We start from the raw sequence: 21,977 nt of genomic DNA, 5'->3' as shown, positions 1-21,977 counted from the left end.
ACTGAAAAAATTCCAAGAATGCAAAGGAATGAACATGCGCATAAATGCGACCCGGCTTCTCAGTACCGCCATCGCTTCTGCACTGTTGCTCAGTGCTTGCTCGTCAACGGAGCCCAAACCTTCCACCGATGAAGAAAACCGTCAGCGCATCATCGCGGACCAGTCACGCATGTATTCCGGCCAGGAGCCGGTGCCCGCGCCGATCACCTTTTACGAGGCGGCCGCGCGGGCGCTGAAATACACCCTCGACTACCGCCTCAAGCTGATGGAAAGCGCATTGGCTTCGGACCTGCGCGATGTCTCCAGCCACGAAATGCTCCCGCGTCTGGTCGCCTCGGCGGGCTATGCCGGACGTGACAACGATTCCGGCGGCACCTCGATCGGCATCGAAGACCGTCAGGTCAGCTTGCGCCCATCGACCTCGGAAGAACGCTATCGCGAAGTCTACGGCCTCGGTTTGAGCTGGAGCCTGCTGGATTTCGGCGTGGCTTATTACCGCACGCAACAGAAATCCGACCAGATCCTGATGGCCGAAGAACGCCGGCGTAAAGTCGCGCAAAACGTCCTGCAAGACGTGCGTAACGCCTACTGGCGAGCGCTCGGCGCCCAGCGCTTGATGCCGGAAGTCGACAAGCTGCTGATGCGCACCCACACCGCACTGACCTCGGCCCGCGAAGCCGAAACCCGTGGCCTGCTGCCGCGTCAGGAAATCCTCGCCTATCAACGCGCCCTCCTCGACTCGATCTACCTGCTGACCGTACGCCGCCAGGATCTGGAATTCGCCCAGGCTGAACTGTCGGCGCTGATGTCGCTGCCGCCGGGCTCGAAAATGGTGCTTGCCGATGTGCCCGATCCGGCGCTGCCGGAAGTGCGCCAGAGCATGGCGCGGCTGGAACAGCTGTCGCTGGAGAACCGCCCGGAAATCATGGAAGAGTGGTACCGCAAACGCGTCAATCAAAAGGACTTGGAGATCGCCAAGGCGCAGTTGTGGCCGAACGTCAGCGTCGATTTCGGCTACAAGTACGACTCGAACAAATACCTCTACAACAACGACTGGATGAGCACCGGCCTGCAAGTGTCGATGAACCTCATTCGCCTGCTGCAATTGCCGTCGTTGAACGCCGCAGAAAAATCCCAGAGCGAAACCGACGACACCCGCCGCGTGGCGCTGTCGATGGCGATTCTCACGCAAGTACGCGTCGGCACCCTGCGCTATCAACTGGCCCGGCAGGAAGTCGAGTTCGCCGAAGACAGCCTGCGCGTTGACCGCAGCCTGCTCGATTACGCGCAAGCGGCGAAGACCGGCGCCTTGGGCTCGGAGCTGGAAGTGATCCGCTCCGAGGGCCGTTATCTGCTCTCGCGTTATCAGCGTGAAGCGGCGTTCTCCAGTGCTCAAGCCGCGTGGGGGCGGATGTACAACTCGGTGGGCCTGGACGTGCTGCCCAAAGAAATCTCCCAACACGACATCAAGACGTTGGCCCGGGAGATCCAGCGCACCTTGAATGAACAGGAACAACAACGTCTGCTCGCTGCCACTTCGCAAGGAACGCCGAATGCGCAAAATCGCCCTTGAGTCCCGTTTCGGGGCCCTGTTGTTGGCCAGTCTGATCCTGCCCGTCCACGCCGAAGACAGCCCTTCGGCCCCCGCCCTGGAAAGTGCCAGTGCGATCCGCGTGTTGCTCGCCGCCGAACTGGAAACGACCCTTTCCAGCCAGATGGCCGGCACCTTGGGTGAGTTGAAAGCCGGGTTCGGCGAACAGGTCAGCAAGTCGGAACTGCTCGCGCGCTTCAATTGCAATGAAGCCGAAGCGCGGGCGAAAGTCGCGGCAGCCGAACTGGCCATGGCCAAACAGAACCTGCAAGCGAAACAGCAACTGCGCCAGCTCAATGCAGTTGGCGACATCGAAGTGTCAATGGCCAACACCGAAGTGCAAAAGGCTGACGGGGCACGGGCCATGGGTGCGGCGCAGAGTGGTTATTGTCAGGTGCTCGCGCCGTTTTCCGGACGCGTGGCCAAGGTCTACGTCAAGCCGTATCAGACCGTCACGGCGGGCACGCCGTTGTTCGATCTGGTCAGCGACGGTGCCTTGAAAGTGCGCCTCAATGTGCCGTCCAACCTGCTCAAAGACCTCAAACCGGGCTTGCCGCTGCAGGTCAGCATCCATGAAACCGGCAAGACCTACCCGGCCCATGTCAGCGGCATCAACTCGCGAGTCGATGCGGTAGCGCAAACCGTTGAACTGGAAGCCCGGCTCGACAACAAATACCCCGACCTGATGGCCGGCATGAGCGGCACCGCACAGTTCGATCAAGTCGCACGCCCATGACCATGAACGAGCCGCTGCCGCACCCTCACCTGCTGCTCGAACTCGATGCGCTGCGAGACAAAGCCATGGCCGCCGACTCGCTGAACAGCCTGGCGTTCAGCATGGCCAACGACTTGTACCCGTTACTGCAGTTTCATCAGGCGCTGGTGTTTGCCCAGCGTGAATCCTCATTGGAATTGCTCAACGTCTCGGGGCTGTCACGGCCCAGCGAGGACTCGCCGTATCTGGTCTGGCTGCGCCGTGCCAGTCGCTGGGTCGCGGCGCAGGTGCCAGACGCCGAGCCGGTGTGGATCGCTCAGGACAGTGCCAATCCACCAGCAGACATTGCCGAAGGCTGGAACGAATGGTGGCCGTCGGGGCTGTGGTGCGTGCCGGTGCAGGATCGTGACAATCAACGACTGGGCCTGCTGATCATCTTGCTGGAGCAGGAACCGCCGGCCGTGTTGTGGCAACACCTCAAAGGCCTGGTCGCGACGTGGGCGTATTGCTGGTCGGCGCTGACCCGGCGCAAGCGTTTCAGTCGCTGGCGGCCGAATCGCAAGCAACTGCTGCTGGTGGCGATTGTACTCGCTGCGCTGCTGTTGTTGCCGGTGCGGCAAACAGCATTGGCGCCAACGGAAATCGTCTCGCGACAGGCGCAGATCATCAGCTCGCCGATTGATGGCGTGATCGAAAAGATTCAGGTGCGTCCGAATCAACCCGTCGATACCGGGACACCACTGTTTTCGCTCGATGAAACCACCCTGCGCAGTCGCGCCGAAGTGCTCGGCAAGGAAGTCGCCGTCGCCGATGCCGAGTTGCAAGCGGCCAGCCAACGGGCGTTCGATAACCCGCAAAGCAAAAGTGAATTGACCTTGCTCGCCGGTCGCGCCCAACAACGTAGGGCGGAACTGGCAGCGGTGCAGGCGCAGCTCAAGCGTACGCAAGTGCTGTCGCCACGCGGCGGTGTCGCGGTGTTCAGCGACCCCAACGACTGGCTGGGCAAACCGGTGGTAACCGGCGAGCGCATCATGCAAGTGGCCGATCCGACGCAACCGGCCATGCTGATTCAATTGGCCGTCGCCGATGCGATCGCTCTGGAACCGGGCGCCGAGGTCACCTTGTTTCTCACCGCCTACCCGCTGACGCCGCTCAAGGGCCAGATTCTGGAAACCAGTTATCAGGCGCGGCCCAGCGATGAAGGTGTGGTCGCTTATCGCCTGCTCGCCAGCATCGACGGCGCACCGCAACATGCGCGCCTTGGCCTGCATGGCACGGCGAAAATCTACGGTGGGCGGGTGATGCTCGGTTATTACCTGCTACGCCGACCGCTGGCGACGCTGCGTGCCTGGAGTGGCTGGTAATGCTCGACCCGGCCGATCTGCCCGTGCCGTCCCTGCGCGAAGACTTGCGCCTGAGCGAAGCGGCCCATGGCAGCAATGGCGAACCGGCGTGGGTGATTCAGGACACGGTGATCAACCGCTTCTACCGCATTGGCTGGCTGGAGTTCGAATGCCTGCTGCGCTGGGGCCAGTCACCACGCAAAATCAGCGAGCAGATCGCCGAAGGCACCGCACTGAAACCGGATGTCGAACAGGTGCTCGACTTCCGCCAGTTTCTCGAACAGCACCAGTTGCTGCGCGCCGGCCCCGCTGCCCTTGAGCGCCTCAAAAGTAAAAGCGAAGAAGGCAGTTGGCTGACCTGGCGCTGGTGGCTGCATCACTATCTGTTTTTCCGAATTCCGCTGCTGCGACCGCAACAACCGTTGCAATACCTGGCGCGGGCACTGGGTTGGCTGTTTCATCCATTGACCGGGATTTTGGTACTGAGCCTGAGTTTGCTCGGGATCATCCTGGTGTTGCAGCAGTGGGATGTGTTCACCAGTGCCGTGGTCGAGTCGTTTTCCACCGAAGGTCTGTTCAGTTTTGCCTTGGCGCTGATCGTGGCGAAAACCCTGCATGAACTCGGCCACGCATTGGTCGCCACGCGCCTGGGCTTGCGCGTCGGACACATGGGCATCGCGTTTGTGGTGATGTGGCCGATGCTTTACACCGACACCGGCGAGAGCTGGAAACTCAGTCGCTCGCGGCAACGCCTGGCCATTGCCTCGGCAGGCATCGTCACCGAACTGTCGCTGGCAGGGTTGTCCACGCTGGGCTGGGCGTTGTGCGATCCGGGCGCGTTGCGCAATGCGTTGCTCTATCTGGCGACCACCAGTTGGTTGCTGTCACTGGCGCTGAATGCCAGTCCGTTCATGCGTTTCGACGGTTACTTCATCCTCTCCGACCTGCTGGATTTTCCCAACCTGCACGAACGCGCCTCGGCACTCGCACGGGTGACGCTGCGGCGCAATCTGCTGGGTTTGCAGGAAGACTGGCCAGAAACGTTCCCGACCGGTCAGCGGCGTTTGCTGGTGACCTTCGCGATCATTACCTGGCTGTATCGGCTGGTGCTGTTTCTGGGGATCGCGCTGGCGGTCTATCTGTTTTTCTTCAAGGTCTTGGGGATTTTCCTGTTCATGGTCGAACTGTCGTGGTTTATCGCGATGCCGGTAATGCGCGAACTGGGTCACTGGTGGAAAAACCGCGCGGCGATTCCGAGCCGGCGCAAAGTGGCGTTTTATACCGTGCTGCTGGCGATTCTGGTGGGCTTGGCGATCCCGTGGCGCACGCAGATCGACGCGGTTGGCGTGGCCCGTGCGGAGCACCAGTTGCGGGTGTATGCGCCCTACCCGGCGCGCCTGCAATCGATTCACTCGGAGGGCCCGGTCAAGGCCGGGGAAACCCTGATTACCCTCGATGAACCGGACATCGCTTCGCGCCTGCAAACCAGCGAAGCCAGTGCCCGCAGCTACGAGGCGCGGCTGTCCGGGCTGATCGCCGACCCCGGCGGTTTGGCCGAAGACGCGGTGACCCGCCAGCGCCTCAACGTGCAATTCGAAGAGGCCCGCGCCGCCCGCTCGGAAATCGCCCGGTTGAACCTGCAAACGCCGTTCGCCGGGGTGTGGCTGGACGTCAATCCGGACTGGAAACCCGGGCAATGGGTCGGTCGGCAGGAGTCGCTGGGCATGCTGATCGATCCGCGCAGCTGGCAGGTCGACGCGTATGTTGCGCAGGATCAGGTGCACCGCATGGCCACCGGTGACCACGTACGCTTCTACCCGGACGGCCAGACCACGCCGCGATCCGGTCGTGTCGTGCAGATCGGCAGCACCCGCGCCAATCAGTTGTCGCATCGCATGCTGTCTTCACGCTTCGGCGGCCCGGTGCCGACGACCAATGCCGAACACTCACTGATTCCCAGCAGCGCGCTGTTTCAGGTGTTGATTCAGCTGGATGAACCGCTGCCGAGCCTGCGCGAGACTCGCGGGCATCTGAAGATCGAGGGCGAACGGCGCAGCTTGCTGGGCGACGGTGCGACCCATGTGTTGGCGGTGTTGATGCGCGAAAGTGGCTTCTGATTTGTGCTTTCAGCCAGCGGCGACAAAGACGATGATCGGCCCGCACACCGCCAGCAGCACATTGGAAATCGCGTAGCACACCGTGAAGCCAATCACCGGTGTGTTGCTGCCGGACTGTTCGATGATCTTGTTCATTGAGGCCGCTTCGGTTTGTGCCCCAGCCAGTGCGCCAAACAGAATCATCGGGTGCAGGCGCAGCACGTAGCGCCCGAAATACAGCGCCACCAGCGGCGGCAGAATGGTCACCACTGCGCCAGACACCAACAACGCCAAGCCCTGCTCTTTCATCGCGGCAAACGCCGCCGGCCCGGCGAGCAAGCCCACCACCGCGCCAAACGCGGTCAAGCCGAACTCGGAAAACGCCCATTGCGCCGCTGGCGGCAACGCGCCGATTTCCGGGTGGCGCGAGTTGTACCAACCAATCACTAATGCGGCGACCAGCACCCCGCCGCCGATGCCAAGCTCCACCGGGATCATGCCGATATGGGTCGACAACAATCCCAACAGCGAGCCAAGCACCATGCCGAGGGTGTGCATGGCGATATCGCTTTTGTAGTTGTTCTTGCGGATGCGGCCCAAGCGTTTGGCCATGGCTTCGACACTGGCGGTGCGCCCGGTCAGAGAGATCACATCGCCGCGCCGCAGCACGGTGTTGGGCAGCAACGGCAAGTCGTAGCCCTGACGGCTGATGTTGTTGACGAAGCATCCCAGGCGCCGGTCGCTGGCCAGGCGCGATTTGGCTTGATGGATGGTTTTGCCAGCGAACTCCGCCGAGGTCAGGACGATGTCTACCTGACGGGTCGGAAACGACAGCGCTTCGGGATGATCGATCTCCGGGCCGACCCAGTGACTGAGGTTGCCCACTGCATCGCGCAAGGCGTAGACGCCGATGACGTCGCCCGCCATGAGCACGAACTCTTCATCGCGCTCGATGACTTTGCCGGCGCGCATCACCCGCTCGACGGTCAGCGATTCGTGCGGTTTTTCCAGATCGATGATGCGCAGCCCGGCGGCCTGGCCGTTTTCCGCGACCTGATGCGCGCGCACCACCATGCGCGTATAGGGCACGGTGATCGCCTCTTCTTCCTTGGCGATACCCAGTTCCAGCTCCAGTTCCCGCGCCGATTCGCGCAGGTTCACGCCGAGAAGTTTCGGCGCGATGCTGCCGACGAAGACAATCAAGCCAATCGTGCCGAACAGGTAGGTGATCGCATAGGCAATTGCCATGTGGCTGTTGAGCTGCGCCTTGGCGGCCGCGTCGATCGTCAGTTGATTGATCGCACTGGTCGCGGTGCCCATGATCGCCGTGTCGGTCAACGCTCCGGCGCCGAGGCCAGCGGTGAACCCGGCGTCGAAATCGAACACCGAGTACATCAACAGAATCGCCCCCAACGCCGTGGCGCACAGCACCACCGATAGCAGCACCAGTTTCAGCGTGCCGCGATTGAGGCTGCCGAAAAACTCCGGCCCGCTTTTGAAGCCGACCGCGTAGATGAACATAACGAAAAACACTGACTTCAGGCCCGCCGGCACTTCCAGACCGATCTGACCGATCAGCAAGCCCATCAGCAGTGCACCGGCCACCGAGCCGAGGTGAAAACTGCCGATACGAATCCGGCCAATAAACACGCCGAGGGCAATCGCCAGAAACACGGCGATTTCCGGGTCGGTGCGCAAGGCGTGAAGGATAAATTCGAGCATGGGGCGAACTCCCTTGAGCAGCGATCACTGATCCTTCGGTTCTTGAGCCGGCGCGGTGTACCACTTGTCCCTTGGCACCCACTTGTCTTGTTGCGGGTCGCCCAGATAGTGCGGCGACATGATCTGCACGCCGTACTCGTTGAACACGTCCTGAATATTGGCGTGGAGCATGCTCAGCAACACCGCGCGCGGACGTGGCTGGCTCGGGATGGCCTGCGCGACCAGGCGGTATTCGGGATAGAAATCCGCCAGCGCGGTCTGGAACACCTGCGCCGGTGGATCTTCCAGCACGCCCGGCGTGCGCTTGGCCGCTTCCAGCAGCATCGCCTCGACCTGACGCCACGGTGTGTCGTAGCCGATGGTCACCACCGTATCGACGACATAACCGGGGCCCTGCACGGTGCGAGAATAGTTTTTGGTGACGGTGCCGGTGATCATCGAGTTGGGCAGCGTCAGCACTTCACCCAGCCCCGTGCGGATGCGTGTGGTGAACATGCCCAGTTCGGTGACAGTGCCTTCGTAGTCGCCAATCCTGACGAACTCGCCGGGACGCAAGGTGCGTGTGTAGGTCAGGATCAGACCGGCTGCGGCCTGCCCGACGACACTGGTCGCGCCCAAGGAAATCATCAGACCGATCAACACCGACAGCCCCTTGAAGGCATCGGTGCCGGCGCCGGGCAGATATGGATAAGCCATTGCCAGGGCGAACAGCCAGATTGCCAAAGCCGTCAGGCGCTGAGTCGGTTGCAGGGTTTCGTGGTTGAGCCAACTGAAGGTGCCGGGCATGGCCATGCGCCGCAGGATGCGTCGGGTAAACGCAGTCACGCCACGGGCAATGAAGAAAATCGCCAGCGCCACGCCCAATCCGGGAATCGCATCAACAATACCTTGCAACAAATACCCCGCCAGCTCGAACAGGTAGTTGTTAAGGCTTTCGCCCCATGGCCGGGTATAGGGAAAGCGTGACAGGACGAAACCCAGCCATTCATAGGTCAACAGCAAAATCAGCAGCCAGCGCAGCAGCAAGAGCAAACGGCTGACCAAGGGATAGAGGAAGTTGGAATCGATCAGTTGCACCCGCCCGACTTTCAGCGCCCGGGTGTGGCGATCCATCAGCGCGGGGAGTTTTGCCAGCAGCTTGCGGCGCAGATACGCCAGGCACCACAGCAATGCACCATAAATCAGCGTGCCCACGGCGGCCAGCCCCAGTGAGCGCAGGATCATCTGCAGGTTGCGCGCTTCACGGGTTTCAGTGACCACCTGACGCAGTTTTTCCGCTGCGCCTTCGGCGGCCTGTTGCACCGACGAATAGGCCAGGCTGTCGACATCCTGCGGCGCAACGATAAAGGCCCGCTTGTCACCGATCAGCACCATGTAACTGTTCTGGATCGAGTCGGTGGTGATGTTCAGCGTCGGGTTTTCGTCCAGCGCCTCGCTGATCCCCATCTTCGCCCGTTTGCCCCGCGAGGCCGGTGCTCCCCCCAGAATGGTTGCGCGAAACAACATGATGCTGCGGTTGCCCCCCTCCAGCTCACCCGCCTCGCCGGCCGGTTTGGCCGCGTCATCGACCGCCCAGCCGAGTCCACTCCAGAGCGCCGCAAACACTACTATCCAAACCGTCAGCAGCCTGCTTCGCATGCGCCTGTTTCCTTACGCCCAAGTGTCAGATAGGGATACGTAAGCCAGCGTAGTTGAGCGATGAACGGTTGTCAGATTTCCTCGAATCAATAAGTGTCACGGCAGATTTTCCGTTGGGCTGTCTTCGACAACACGGCTGACATCGGCGGGTTGATACACCCAGCCGATGAACAATTCATAGCCGACCGCCAGAATCACCGGCCCGGTGAACAGGCCAATGATGCCACTGGTGACCATCCCGCCCAACGCGCCGATCAGCACCACCGGCATCGGCACCGCCACGCCGCGCCCGAGCAACATCGGTTTGAGCACGTTGTCGGAAAGCCCGGCAACGATCATCCACACGGTAAAGATGACGGTGCCGGCACTGACGCCGTCGTGGGCAAAGACATAAATCACCACTGGTATGGTGATCAGCAGTACCGGCAGTTGCATGATGCCTAGCAGCAACACCATCAGGGCCAGAATGCCGGCGGCCGGAATGCCCATGATCACCAGCGCCACGCCGATCAACAGCATCTGAATGAAAGCAATACCCACCACCCCTTGTGCCACGGCGCGAATGGTCGAGGTGCACAGTTCGGCGATCTGCGGGCCGCGCACCGGGCCGGAGATCCGCGTGGTGATGGCGACGGCGGTGCGGTGACCGCTTTCGCCGTGGGTCATGATCAGCCCCGCGACAATCATCGCGACGACAAACACCACGATGCCTGCGCCGACACCGGCGGCCTGATGCAGCAGCACTTTGCCCCAACTGCTCAGGTGCGGCGCCAGCTCCTTGAAAGCCCAGCTCAGATCCTGCGAAGCGTGCTGCCAGATGCCGAAGAGCGGCGCACCGATCAGCGGCCAGGTCTCGACGCTGGCCGGTGGTGGCGGAATTTCGAACGAACCCGCCTCCAGCGTGTGCATGCCGACTTTCACCGAGTCAGCCACGGAAGCGCCGAGCAGGCTCAGCGGTACCATCAGAATCAACAGCCCGAGCAGCACCAGCACGATGGCGGCCCAGCCGTAGCGGTTACCGAGCCTGGCGCCGAGCTTCTGATTCAGCGGATACAAGGTGATGGCCAGGATCAGCGCCCACAGCATCACATTGAGGAACGGATGGAAGATGTCGAAACAGAACAGCACCAGCACCAGCACGGTAATCAGACCGGCACGTATGAGCACATCCAGCAGTGCTCTGGAACTCTGGAACGCTATCAGCGGTTTGTCTTCCATTTCGGCTCTCCTGATTGGGCCAGCGTTGAACCGACCTGAGCCTAGTTCACAACGGGCAAATCGTCTCGACTGGTGCTCTGGCCAATTCGCGACTAAACCTGAAGGCTGATCTTCATTGATAAGGACGCCGGGATGAAATCTACGCATTCCCTGATTATTCTCGCGCTGGCGGGCTCATCCGGTCCTGCGTTGGCAGGTGGTATTGATCTTTATGAAGCGGGACAGGAAGGCGCGGGGCTGGCCAATGCCGGATCGGCGGCGCTGGCCACCGATCCCAGCGTGCTGATGAGCAACCCGGCGGGTATCGCCGCACTCAAGGGCACGCAGGTTTCGTTGACCGGTCAGGCCATATTCGGTGGTCTGGGCTTTGATCGCGACGGCGACAACGATTTCTCCGGCAACGAGGGCGGCAATCCGCTGCCGATCCTGCCGGGCACCAGTCTGTTTATCAGCCATGAGCTCAATGACCGCGCCAGTATCGGCTTCGGCATGTATGGCAACTTCGGTCTGAGCGTGAAATACGACGATGACTGGGCCGGCCGCTATTTCAGCCAGGAATCGACGCTGATCGGCATTTCGATGCAGCCGACCTTCGCCTACAAGATCACCGACGACCTGTCGATGGGCATCGGCCCGCGCCTGGTCTATGGCTACTACTACACAAAAATGGCCATCGACAATAACGCCTTCCTGCCCGGTACGCCGTTCCAGGAGGATGGCAAGTTGCAGTACAAAGACACCGACATCGGCACCGGGATCAACCTGGGCCTGCGCTATCAGGTGAACGAGCGCACCACCGTGGGTCTGGCTTACACCAGCAAGGTCAAGCTTGAGTTCAAGGACTCGCCTTCAGTGCATGGCGTGCGCAACCCACTGCTCAATCTGGCGTTATCGAGGCTGGACGTCGACGAACTCGAAATCGACATGAACATTCCGCAGACCGCGACCCTGAGCATCGCCCATCAGTTGAACGAGCAGTGGACGTTGTTGAGCTCGGTGAACTGGCAGGACTGGAGCGAATTTGCCGACATCGGCGTATCGGTGGATAGCGCCGCCGGTGACGTGTCCCGCGCGGTCGACCGCAAATACCAGGACACCTGGCACCTGTCGATCGGAGCGCAAAACCAGATCAGCCCGAAACTGCGCTGGAATATGGGCGTGGGCTACGACAGTTCTGCCGTGAAGGACAAGGATCGCACCGTCGACAACCCGATGAACGAGACCTGGCGGCTGGCGACCGGGCTGAGCTACAAACTGGCCGAAGACACCGACCTTAACCTTAATTACACGCTGGTCTGGCTCGGCGATATGGACGTGCAGCAGACCAAACGCAATGGACAGACGCTGTCGGGCAGCTATCCCAACAGTGCGTTGCACATTGTTGGCGGCGGCGTCACATGGCGGTTTTAAAGATTTTGCCCGTGTTCAACTCACCAGCATGCCGTGACATAACAGGTTAAGGACGCCGCGCATGTGCAACGCATGCGCGGCTCTGTCCGGAGTTTCCTGGGTTGCCAGTCGAATGAACGCCATGTTCGCGTATTGATTGAACAGCGTTGCGACCACATCGAGATCAATCGACTCGCGCACCTTCCCTGCCCGTTGAAAGTGCTCCACCAGCGCTTTCGTCTCTTCAATCACTGCTGCATTCCACGGGCTCAACGCCTCGGCCAATTCGCCGGTGAGCAGAAACGGCGCCAGTTCCCGCCATAGCGAGGCAGGCATGGCTTGCAACTGGTAATCCGTCATCAACTGCTCGAACTTGCACAGTGCTTCAAGCGGATCGCTGTCATCGTCCAGATTTGCCCGCGCCTCGCGCATGGCCTGTTCGTCGGGTTGTTTGAGCAACGCGAGCAAAATTTCCTGCTTGCCGCCGAAATAATTCACCACCGTCGGCGCGGACACCCCGGCCTGCACGGCGATCTGATCCAGCGTCGTCGCGGCAAATCCGTTGGTCTTGAACAGTGCAAGCGCCGCCTCGGCGATCACTTGCCTGCGCTGTTCCTTTTGCCGCTCTCTGAGTCCGCTCATGTTGCCTCTGATGATCCTTGCCAATGCTGCTCAGCCTACGGATATCTTTTTTCATCGACAAATATTTTCTTTACAAAAATATTTTAAAGTGACAAATATTAGCCGTGCTCCGCTGGTATGAACGCACTCACTCGCCCATTTCTGGAGATCAGCCATGTCCGCCGAATTCGATCCGACCCGCAGTACCCGTGATTATCAGGATGCCGACGCCGCCCACCACATCCACGCGTTCGTCGATCAGAAAGCCCTCAACGAGGAAGGCCCGCGGGTGATGGTCAGCGGTGATCGCCTGGCACTGTGGGACAACGACGGCAATCGTTATCTGGATGGCATGTCCGGTCTGTGGTGCACCAATCTCGGATACGGACGCAAGGATCTGGCCGCAGCGGCGACGAAACAACTGGAACAACTGCCCTACTACAACATGTTCTTCCACACCACCCACCCGGCGGTGATCGAGCTGTCGGAGCTGCTCTTCAGTCTGCTGCCCAAGCACTACAGCCACGCGATCTACACCAACTCCGGCTCCGAAGCCAACGAAGTGCTGATCCGCACCGTGCGCAAGTTCTGGCAGGTGATGGGTCAGCCCGAGAAGAAAATCATGATCGGCCGCTGGAACGGCTACCACGGCTCGACCCTCGCCGCGACGGCGCTGGGCGGCATGAAGTTCATGCATGAGATGGGCGGCACCATCCCGGATGTTGCGCACATTGATGAGCCGTATTGGTTTGCCCACGAAGGCGATCTGACACCGGAGCAATTCGGCCTGAAGGCTGCGCAGCAACTGGAGGACAAGATTCTCGAACTGGGTGCCGACAAGGTCGCCGCGTTTGTTGCCGAACCGTTCCAGGGCGCGGGCGGCATGATCATTCCGCCGGCGACTTACTGGCCGGAGATTCAGCGGATCTGCCGCAAATATGATGTGTTGCTGTGCGCGGACGAAGTGATTGGCGGGTTTGGCCGCACCGGCGAATGGTTTGCCCATCAGGCCTTCGGTTTTGAACCGGACACCTTGTCGATCGCCAAGGGCCTGACCTCCGGCTACATCCCCATGGGCGGTTTGATTCTGTCGCGGCGCATGGCTGAAGCGTTGGTCGAGAAAGGTGGCGTGTTTGCTCACGGCCTCACCTACTCCGGCCATCCGGTTGCCGCTGCGGTGGCCATTGCCAACCTCAAGGCGTTGCGCGATGAAGGTGTGGTCACTCAGGTGAAGAACGATACCGGCCCGTATCTGCAAAACTGCCTGCGCGAAGTATTCGGCAACCATCCGTTGGTGGGCGAGATTCAGGGCGTGGGGCTGGTGGCGGCGTTGCAGTTTGCGCAAGACAAGGCGACGCGCAAGCGTTTTGCCAACGAGAACGACATCGCCTGGCGTTGCCGCACGATTGGTTTTGAAGAAGGTTTGATTATTCGCTCGACGCTGGGCCGAATGATCATGGCCCCGGCATTGATCGCCACCCGCGCCGAGCTGGACGAACTGATCGACAAGACCCGCATCGCTGTGGACCGTACCGCCCGGGAGTACGGCGTCCTGTAAACCACCCTCCATCTCCTGTGGGAGCCTGCTGGCGAAAGCGGTGGTTCTGTGACATGGATGTTGAATGACCCACCGCCATCGCTTGCAGGGCAAGCTCCCACAATGATCCGAGTTGCCCCCGGATTCTGTGACCGACACAAAACCCTGTGGGAGCTAGCCCTGCTGGCGATGGCGTCAGTGCAATTCAGCACATCGGCTCAATCTTGTCAGCGGATATCCCTCGATCATTCAGCCAATTCAATTGCTGGCCACTGACCATGATCGACCATGCCCCTTTGCGTCTCAGCCTGCTCACTTTGCTCTGCGGTCTGCAGGCAACCGCCAGTGCCAGCGGTTTTCTCGACGATTCGAAAACCGAAGTGCTCAGCCGCAATTTCTTCCTGAGCAACGACTACCGCTCGCCATCGCCCACCGGCAAAAACTACAAACAGGAATGGGCGCAAGGCTTCATTGGCACCTTCACCTCGGGCTTCACGCCAGGCAGCGTCGGTTTCGGCGTCGATGCTCACGCTTTTCTCGGTCTGAAACTGGATGGCGGCAAAGGACATTCCGGCACCGGCTTGCTACCGGTCGACAGCAGCGGTCGCAGCGAATCGAATTACTCCGACGCAGGCGGCGCGTTCAAATTGAAGGTTTCGCGCACCACCCTCGCCTTTGGCGAAATGACCGTGGAAACGCCCGTTTTCGACACCTCCGACAAACGTTTGCAACCGGAATACGCCACCGGGTTTCTATTAAACAGCCGTGAAATCGACAACGTGAATCTCGTCGCCGGGCACTTCACCACCTTCAAGAACCAGGACAGTTCCTCCGGTCGTGGCGACTTCTATGGCTACGGCGCCAACACCGAAGCCGGCGGGATCAGCTTCCTCGGCGCGGATCTGTTCGGCGACAGCCCCGTCGGCGGTTCGCTGTATGCCTCGGAACTCAGCGACACCTGGCACCAGTACTACGGCAATCTGCATTTCAAGCAGTCCGGAGTTCTGCTGGACGCCAACCTCTACCGCACCCGCGACACCGGTCGAGCCTTGGCCGGCGCCATCGACAACACGGCGTTCAGCCTCTCCGGCAAATACACCTACGGCGCCCACGGCGTGATGCTCGGCTGGCAACGAATCGATGGCGATACACCATTCGATTTCGTCGGCGGCGACTCGATCTACCTCGCCAACTCGATCAAATACGCCGACTTCAACGGCGCCGGCGAACGCTCCTGGCAAGCGCGCTACGACCTCGACCTCGGCGCCTTCGGCATCCCCGGCCTGACTTTCATGACCCGCTACGTCACCGGCAGCCACATCGACGGCACCCACGCGCCACAGGGCGGCGCCTACAACCCGTTCGATGCCGACAGCGGCGAATATCAGCCACAGCAAGGTGATGGCGGCAAGCATTGGGAGCGGGATATTGATCTGAAATACATCGTGCAATCGGGCGCGGCGAAGGATTTGTCGGTGCAGCTATCGCACGTTTCGCATAGGGCCAATGAGGCGCAGGCTGGGGATGACATCGACCGGATCTACGTGGTGATCCAGTATCCACTGGGCTTCTAACCCACCGCCCACCCTGATTGAAACGCTATCCCCTGTAGGAGTGAGCCTGCTCGCGATAGCGTCTTTTCAGCAACACTCATGCTGACTGAAGCGTAGGGAGAGACCACGTTTGCCCCCGGATTTTCGCCTGTCTTTCGCCTTTTAAACTGGAGTGTTTAAAAGACACCTTCAGACACGCCTTCTAGGCTACAAATTCTTGCGCCATTGCCTACAGCTACGCGAGAATCCGCCGGCTTGTGCGCCTTGGGGTCGGGTTCTATTGTGGTGCGGTCGCTGACGAATCAGCGATCGGGTTTAGCAGCTCGGCAACTTTCAAGGCACGCGAGTATCGCCATTACGTTATGGGGGCTTTGCGTGGGGCACTTCGGTGCGCCGGGATCCTTGAGCCTGGTCTGCTAACCCGCGTACAAGCCGCCACCCTATCCGTTTAGCAGCGATGGATGACGGCTCCACATCTCAAGGAGCTTTACCATGATCAAACCAACGCCAAACCCACCCGAAACCAACACAACTTCCCCCTACGAATCCCTCGATTCAAAAAAACTCCACGAAGCTGCCGACCGCGCCCTCGATCACTACCTCTGCCCGCCCGGCTCCACCCCACCGCCCCGTAAAACCCGCAGAATGTACGCCGTCACCGCCGACTTCAAAAATGAAGAACTGCTGGCCGATGCTTGCGAAACCCTCGCCTCAGCTAGAACCATCGCCAATGACTTCGCCCACCTCATACCCGCGTCACAGCGACGGACGCTGTTGGGGATCGCGCAACTGATCATGCTCGGCGAGTTGGCGGTAAGTCGGGTGATGGATAATCTGGAATTGCCGGGCTGATCTGTACCCGGCAATCCTGTGGCGAGGGAGCAAGCGCTCTCGCCACAGGGCTAAACAGGGCCAGAACACGTTCCCTGCTTGTTGCTTTCGCGCATATTCGACCATCCTCCGGAGGCCCGCTCATGGTAACCGTACGAAAAACCATCACCTTGACTGAGCAGCAAGGCCACTGGATCAGAGCCCAGACCGAAGCCGGTAATTACAACAACGACAGCGAATACATCCGCGATCTGATCTGCCGTGAACAGAAGCCAAACACCGAACTGGAAACCATCCGAGCAGCTATTTCGGAAGGTGAGTCCAGTGGAACACCTCGCCCCTTCGATCCCGAGGCGTTCAAGAAGAGAATGTTGAGCGTGCAGGGCTGAATACCGCCTACCCTCCGCCGCTGAGGGCGACCTCGAGGCGATCTGGGTTATACGACGCAGCAAAGGGTCTGGATCAGGCCAATCTCTACATCGACATTCTTACTTCATCTTTCGATGTCTTTAGCCGAACGCCGCGAAACTGCACTGGTTTGCGACGCAAAACGCTGTAGGTATCGACGCGCCAGCACATCATCTAATTTCAAATCAAGGCAAAAAAAACAACCACATGTATTGCACAATCGGGAGCAAACACACTGCAGCATCAACTGAACTACTCTAACTAAAAAATCCTAGTAAAATTTTTACCCTCAGAAAAGCAACGTTTATCGGCAAAACAAGACGACCACATCAACGTTTAATAAGTCGCTTCATGGAAACTATCACTTGCCATATCAGCACGCCAAACGCAATAGAAAAAACCAGACTTACAAACTCCATGCCCGGCCTTAAAAATTGCTTAAATGGTAAAAACCCTGATGCCCAACCATTGAAAAAGTCAGATATTTTCGATATCAATGGATTGTATTCTGGGTAGATTTTATAGAGGCAATTGTGTGTCTGCGCGATAGTCAGGAGATAAAAAACCATCGACAAAACCGAAATCCATGAAACGGCACAGATATAACACTGGCCAAAATTGGAAAAAAATTTGCTGGCACTGTAAACCAAGCGATCTGGCCATCGCCCGACCATCTCTTTTTTGTACTTTTTCATTTCAAGCGCAAAAAAACTATTTGCCTCTATATGTCCACCATGATTATCAAGCGCATGCTTTATCGCACGAAAGGTCTCTCTATTACTCCCTTCAAAATCCAGCTCAACATTATGAAAATTTGGAGTTTCCATGGTATTTATTTTTTCAACATCCAACCCTCCCTTAAACTTCGCCCCTCTAAAGCTCGCGAACTCCAAAAACGTAACAAACCGCAGAGTTACTGTCTTACCTGTCGGCTTTTCCGTAGACACAAACTGACCAAAAGCATCTTTGCTGCCAAGCAGTCCAAAAATACAGTTTTCAAATCCTGCAAATTTGCTAAAAATACTTTTGGTCAAAGTCATCTCAAATATATTACCCCCATAGAAATCCGCCATTTTTTCGAAGTTACAATTATCTACTAACAACTCCCTTGCGACATTGTTCTTAAACTCGAATTTCCCCTTAAACACACAAGAGACAAATTCCGCCAGCCCCATCGAATCCATATCATTTAAATAAGTAGCATCGTGAAATACGCAATCATTCGCTATTATTTTCTCGACGACTGTAGGGTATCGTGTATCCCCATCAAACAAGTAGCCATTTAACTCTAGGCCTTTTAGCTTGATCCCCTCAGAAAAAATGCAACCTGAGAAAAGAGGATTGCTAATAATCTTTCTTTCTTTTTGATCCTCCCCCACACAAACCACCTCCCTCTCAAAGGTACATTTTTGATAGAGACAGTCATCATAAGAAAACTCTTTTCGCAACTTCATCTCAACCACTTCGTACTCGGATACAAACCGACAATCAAAAAAAGAAACCCTCGGAAAGGATAAAGGTATTTTTTTTACTGAAAAAATACATTGAGTAAAGCGAATAGTTCGAAAACACTCCAACGAGCTTATTATTTTCTCGCCTTTAGCACCGCCAGGAAAATGAATATGATGCAAGTGAAGTTCTTTTTGATTTATTTTAGCCAAGGTTTCCGGAAGCATTTTAAACTTCCCGCCCTTACCCACACTAATTGCCCTAAACGGCCTTCCTGTTTCAGTGCTTATAAAGTAAGCAAGTGCTTCACGAAACCCATCAAAATCAGTGAAGTCTTTGTTCTTTTCTTTAATTAGCATAGTGCGGGGATTTACATAGCTATCCATGGCAGACCTTCAAAATTTCGGAAGGTTTGCATGTTAACCGGAATTATTGGCGGAAGGCAGCCGGAGTCGAACCTGCCCGGGAACGGATGCCGTCCCCAACCGGGTTTGAAGCCCGGCCGCGCCACCGGGCGCGATTGCCTTCCTTGAACTCAGTGTGCGCAGGCGTTAGCCAGCGCGTTGTCGGGGCGGATCTGGCGGGATTCGCCGAGGCGTCGGGTCAGACCGAGGCGGTCGAAGTATTCGAGGTACTGAATACAGCGTTTGCGTCCCAAGCCTAGCGCATCGCGGAAGGTTGTCACCTGGATCGACGGATTTTCCTTGGTCAGTTTCAACAAGACGGCGGCCATCTGCCGCAACACCGTGTCGCTGACAAACAGGTCGCGCACAACCTGGTGCATCAATCCCAGCCGCGCCAATTTGCGCAACAGCAGGCGCACCACGGCATCGTCCTGACCGAGCATTTTCGCCACATCGCGTACCCACGGCGGATCGAATCCTGCGTTTTCAAACAACGGCTGCATCTGTAGCCACAGGCTTTCGTCTTCGGTATTCAGGCGCACCTGATGATCGGGCAGATGCAGCCACGGGCCAGTGCTGGTGATCACACCCGCTTCGCGTAGTTCATCGAGCAGACTGGCAAATGTCGACCGCTCCAGCGCCAGTGCGCTGAAGCGCCGCAGTCGATCACGATCCGGGCCCATCTGGTCGGGCTCCAGTTCATGAAACTTCGCCAGTTGCTCCAGCAAGTTGAATTTCAGCTGGCCCCAGCGCTGCAGGTTGAACAGCACCGGGCCCTGTCGGCTTTCGATCAACCTTACGTTTTCCGGCAGTGACCAGCTCGAGCGCGGGCGATTGAATTGGCGTTCCAGCCGCAGCGGGTCGAGGCCGCCGGCGCTGTGATTTAACAGCACGGGCAAGGCTTGCTCGAGGCTGTCGCTGCTCAGTAACGCATGCAGTTGCGCCAGACGCTCGGGGCTGCGGCGTTGGCGCGCCGGGGCGAAGGGATCGAGTACGCGCCCGCCGCCGAGAGTACGTTGGGCGCTGGAGTCTCGCAGGATCAGGCGATCGCCCTTCACCGCGTGCACCGGCGCGTTGATCAGCAATTGCGCGAACATGCGTTCACCGGCGCTCAATCGTGGGCCTTCGAGCAACGCGACGCGGGCAATCACATCCTGTGTGCCAAGGTGCACATGCACCGGGTGAAAGTGTTCGAAGGTGCGTTCGCCGGGCAACAGTCGGAATTCAATGTCGACGCGCTGGGTCGGTGCATTTAGCCATTCCGCCAGCAACCACTGGCCACGATGAATCTGCGCCAGTTCAAGGCGTTCACCGCTGATATTCAACGCCACTCGTTGTCCAGCGAAGGCCTGTTCCGTGGGCTGATTTTGCGCGTGCAAGCCGCGAACCCGGACCGACTTTCCGGAAGGCCCGAGGGTGAGTTTGTCGCCAACAGAAACCACCCCGGACAACGCCGTTCCGGTGACCACAATGCCCGCGCCGGAAACGCTGAAGGCCCGATCAATCGCCAAACGAAAACCGCCGTCGCGGTTGCGTTCCAGCACTTCACGTTGCGTCTGCAGCAGCACCTCGCGTAACCCATCAATGCCCTGCCCGCTCAGACTCGACACGGTCAGGATCGGCGCCTCGGCAAACGGCCCCGGGGCGAGCAGGTCGAGCACTTGTCGCTGCACCTCTTCCACCCTGCCCGCTTCGGCGCGGTCGCACTTGGTGATCGCCACCACGGCGCGCGGAATGCCAAGCAATTCGACAATCGCCAGATGCTCCCGCGTCTGCGGCATCACGCCGTCATCCGCTGCGACTACCAGCAACACCAGATCGATGCCTTGCGCTCCGGCAAGCATGTTGTGAGTGAATTTCTCGTGGCCCGGCACATCGATAAATCCGCTCAGTCCGGCGCCCGGCTCAAGTTCGGCATAAAGATAACCGAGGTCGATGGTCATCCCGCGCTCGCGTTCCTGCGGGCGACGGTCGCCGGTTTGCCCGGTCAGGGCTTGCAGCAGCGACGTCTTGCCATGGTCGATGTGCCCCGCCGTGCCGATGATCACGGGGCGACCTGCAGGTGCGGCAATTGCGCGAGCCACGCCGGCTCATCATCGAGTTGGCGCAAATCGAGCCACAGCGCGTCGTCGTCAATACGACCGAGCACAGGGATCGGCAACCCGCGCAACGCCGCTTCGAGATTCAACAGACAACGCCCGCGCAGTCGCTTTGACACTTGCGGGCGACAGCACAACGCCGCACTCGGCAGTCGCGCCACCGGTTGGCTGCCGCTGCCGATCATGCCCAAGGCGTGCACGGCGCTGACCGTCCAGGTTTCCCCTAGCACGTCAGCCAGCGCTGGTTGCAAGCGTGAGGCCTGCGCGAAGATGTCAGCTTGCGGGCGCGTCAGCAGGCGCAAACTCGGCAAGCGCTCAGCGAGACGATCCGGGTCACGATACAAACCGAGCACCGCTTCCAGCGCCGCCAAGGTCAGTTTGTCCACGCGCAGTGCACGTTTCAGTGGATTTTTCTTGATCTTCGCGATCAGCTCTTTGCGTCCGACGATCAACCCGGCCTGCGGGCCACCGAGCAATTTGTCGCCGCTGAAGGTGACGATGTCCGCGCCATCGAACAGCGCCTGACGCACCGTCGGTTCTGCCGGCAAGCCCCAACGAGTCAGGTCGAGCAGACTGCCGCTGCCCAGATCCTCCAGCAACGGCAAACCATGTCGATGGGCCAACTCGGCCAGTTCCGCAGTCGGTACGCGGGCGGTGAAGCCTTCGATGCTGTAGTTGCTCGCATGCACACGCATGATCAAACCGCTGCGCGGGTTGATCGCCGCTTCATAGTCGCGGGCGTGGGTGCGATTGGTGGTGCCGACTTCATGCAGACGCACGCCAGCGCGGGCCATGATGTCGGGGATGCGGAAGGCGCCGCCGATCTCGATGAGTTCGCCCCGGGAAATGATGCCTTCCTTGCGCGCGCCCAGACTGTTGAGCGTCAGCAGCACGGCGGCGGCATTGTTGTTGACCACGGTAACGGCTTCGGCGCCGGTCAGTTCGCGGATCAGGCCTTCGATCAGATCGTCGCGATCACCGCGTTTGCCGCTGGCCAGATCGAATTCCAGGTTAAGCGGATAACGCGCGGCCATTTGCACGGCGTCGATGGCTTCATCGGGCAACAAAGCGCGGCCGAGATTGGTGTGCAGCACGGTGCCGGTGAGATTGAACACCCGCCGAACGTTGCTGCGTTGTTGCTGTGCCAAGCGTTCGCCGACGCGCCCGGCCAACACTTCGGGACTGATTTCTATCGCAGACAAGTGCCCGTTCACCACGCCGGGCCGCAATTCATCGAGCAACCACCGCAAACTCGCCAGCAGCGACTCACGCCCGTGACGTTCGAGCAAAGGCGCACACGCCGGATGACGCAACAGACCATCAATGGAAGGTAACCGCAGGGACATCAGTCACTCCTGGAGAC

The 21,977-nt window shown here is 59.1% G+C and carries 16 protein-coding genes and 1 tRNA gene; 9 read left to right on the top strand and 8 right to left on the bottom strand.

The window, feature by feature from the left end; all coding sequences use genetic code 11:
• Positions 1-34 precede the first annotated feature (34 nt).
• From AK821_RS12545 to AK821_RS12530, 4 genes are read left to right on the top strand one after another with little or no spacing between them, the layout of a single operon-like run.
• Positions 35-1,573 (top strand): TolC family protein, encoded by a 1,539-nt coding sequence (locus AK821_RS12545; RefSeq protein WP_064390703.1) that lies wholly within the window; start codon positions 35-37, stop codon positions 1,571-1,573.
• On the top strand, positions 1,554-2,327 hold the full coding sequence (locus tag AK821_RS12540; RefSeq protein ID WP_064389929.1) for an efflux RND transporter periplasmic adaptor subunit: 774 nt from the start codon (positions 1,554-1,556) through the stop codon (positions 2,325-2,327). Before AK821_RS12545 ends, AK821_RS12540 begins: the two co-directional genes overlap by 20 nt.
• On the top strand, positions 2,324-3,670 hold the full coding sequence (locus tag AK821_RS12535) for an efflux RND transporter periplasmic adaptor subunit (protein WP_177330949.1): 1,347 nt from the start codon (positions 2,324-2,326) through the stop codon (positions 3,668-3,670). The genes AK821_RS12540 and AK821_RS12535 overlap by 4 nt, the downstream gene beginning before the upstream one ends.
• A complete protein-coding gene (locus AK821_RS12530; RefSeq protein ID WP_064389928.1) occupies positions 3,670-5,766 on the top strand; it encodes an HlyD family efflux transporter periplasmic adaptor subunit in 2,097 nt (698 codons plus the stop codon). The genes AK821_RS12535 and AK821_RS12530 overlap by 1 nt, the downstream gene beginning before the upstream one ends.
• Before the next feature lie 9 nt (positions 5,767-5,775).
• Here AK821_RS12530 and aspT read toward each other — a convergent pair whose 3' ends face one another.
• The 3 genes from aspT to AK821_RS12515 form a co-directional block, all read right to left on the bottom strand.
• Positions 5,776-7,467, bottom strand: coding sequence for an aspartate-alanine antiporter (gene aspT, locus AK821_RS12525; protein ID WP_064389927.1), 1,692 nt, complete (start codon positions 7,465-7,467; stop codon positions 5,776-5,778).
• 24 nt (positions 7,468-7,491) lie between these two features.
• Positions 7,492-9,105: a mechanosensitive ion channel family protein gene (locus AK821_RS12520; RefSeq protein WP_064389926.1), complete on the bottom strand. Its 1,614-nt coding sequence runs from the start codon at positions 9,103-9,105 to the stop codon at positions 7,492-7,494.
• Between the two features lie 96 nt (positions 9,106-9,201).
• Positions 9,202-10,323, bottom strand: a complete 1,122-nt coding sequence (locus AK821_RS12515) for an AI-2E family transporter (RefSeq protein WP_064389925.1) — start codon at positions 10,321-10,323, stop codon at positions 9,202-9,204.
• A gap of 132 nt (positions 10,324-10,455) precedes the next feature.
• Between AK821_RS12515 and AK821_RS12510 the strand changes: the two genes are divergently transcribed.
• Positions 10,456-11,733 (top strand): OmpP1/FadL family transporter, encoded by a 1,278-nt coding sequence (locus tag AK821_RS12510; protein ID WP_064389924.1) that lies wholly within the window; start codon positions 10,456-10,458, stop codon positions 11,731-11,733.
• 15 nt (positions 11,734-11,748) lie between these two features.
• Here AK821_RS12510 and AK821_RS12505 read toward each other — a convergent pair whose 3' ends face one another.
• A complete protein-coding gene (locus tag AK821_RS12505; RefSeq protein ID WP_064389923.1) occupies positions 11,749-12,354 on the bottom strand; it encodes a TetR/AcrR family transcriptional regulator in 606 nt (201 codons plus the stop codon).
• Positions 12,355-12,508: 154 nt separating this feature from the next.
• Between AK821_RS12505 and AK821_RS12500 the strand changes: the two genes are divergently transcribed.
• From AK821_RS12500 to AK821_RS12485, 4 genes are all read left to right on the top strand, one after another.
• Entirely contained in the window at positions 12,509-13,891 is a 1,383-nt protein-coding gene (locus AK821_RS12500; protein ID WP_064389922.1) for an aspartate aminotransferase family protein, read from the top strand.
• Between the two features lie 257 nt (positions 13,892-14,148).
• Entirely contained in the window at positions 14,149-15,444 is a 1,296-nt protein-coding gene (locus tag AK821_RS12495; protein WP_064389921.1) for an OprD family porin, read from the top strand.
• Between the two features lie 471 nt (positions 15,445-15,915).
• Entirely contained in the window at positions 15,916-16,275 is a 360-nt protein-coding gene (locus AK821_RS12490; RefSeq protein WP_064389920.1) for a DUF6124 family protein, read from the top strand.
• A gap of 122 nt (positions 16,276-16,397) precedes the next feature.
• Positions 16,398-16,643, top strand: a complete 246-nt coding sequence (locus AK821_RS12485) for a type II toxin-antitoxin system ParD family antitoxin (protein WP_064389919.1) — start codon at positions 16,398-16,400, stop codon at positions 16,641-16,643.
• A 348-nt stretch (positions 16,644-16,991) separates the two neighbouring features.
• On the opposite strand, the gene AK821_RS12480 is transcribed toward AK821_RS12485, so the two are convergent.
• The 4 genes from AK821_RS12480 to selA form a co-directional block, all read right to left on the bottom strand.
• A complete protein-coding gene (locus tag AK821_RS12480; RefSeq protein WP_152974160.1) occupies positions 16,992-18,497 on the bottom strand; it encodes a hypothetical protein in 1,506 nt (501 codons plus the stop codon).
• Positions 18,498-18,544: 47 nt separating this feature from the next.
• Positions 18,545-18,640, bottom strand: a tRNA-Sec gene (locus AK821_RS12475).
• Positions 18,641-18,646: 6 nt separating this feature from the next.
• Positions 18,647-20,563, bottom strand: coding sequence for a selenocysteine-specific translation elongation factor (gene selB / locus AK821_RS12470; protein WP_064389917.1), 1,917 nt, complete (start codon positions 20,561-20,563; stop codon positions 18,647-18,649).
• Complete coding sequence (selA, locus tag AK821_RS12465) at positions 20,560-21,963, bottom strand: L-seryl-tRNA(Sec) selenium transferase (protein WP_161806655.1); 1,404 nt, start codon at positions 21,961-21,963, stop codon at positions 20,560-20,562. The genes selB and selA overlap by 4 nt, the downstream gene beginning before the upstream one ends.
• Between the last annotated feature and the right edge of the window lie 14 nt (positions 21,964-21,977).

Source organism: Pseudomonas sp. RIT-PI-r (assembly GCF_001297015.1).
GTDB lineage: Bacteria > Pseudomonadota > Gammaproteobacteria > Pseudomonadales > Pseudomonadaceae > Aquipseudomonas.
Note: the sequence above shows the minus strand (reverse complement) of the source record. Positions and strands in the feature narration are given on the sequence as shown.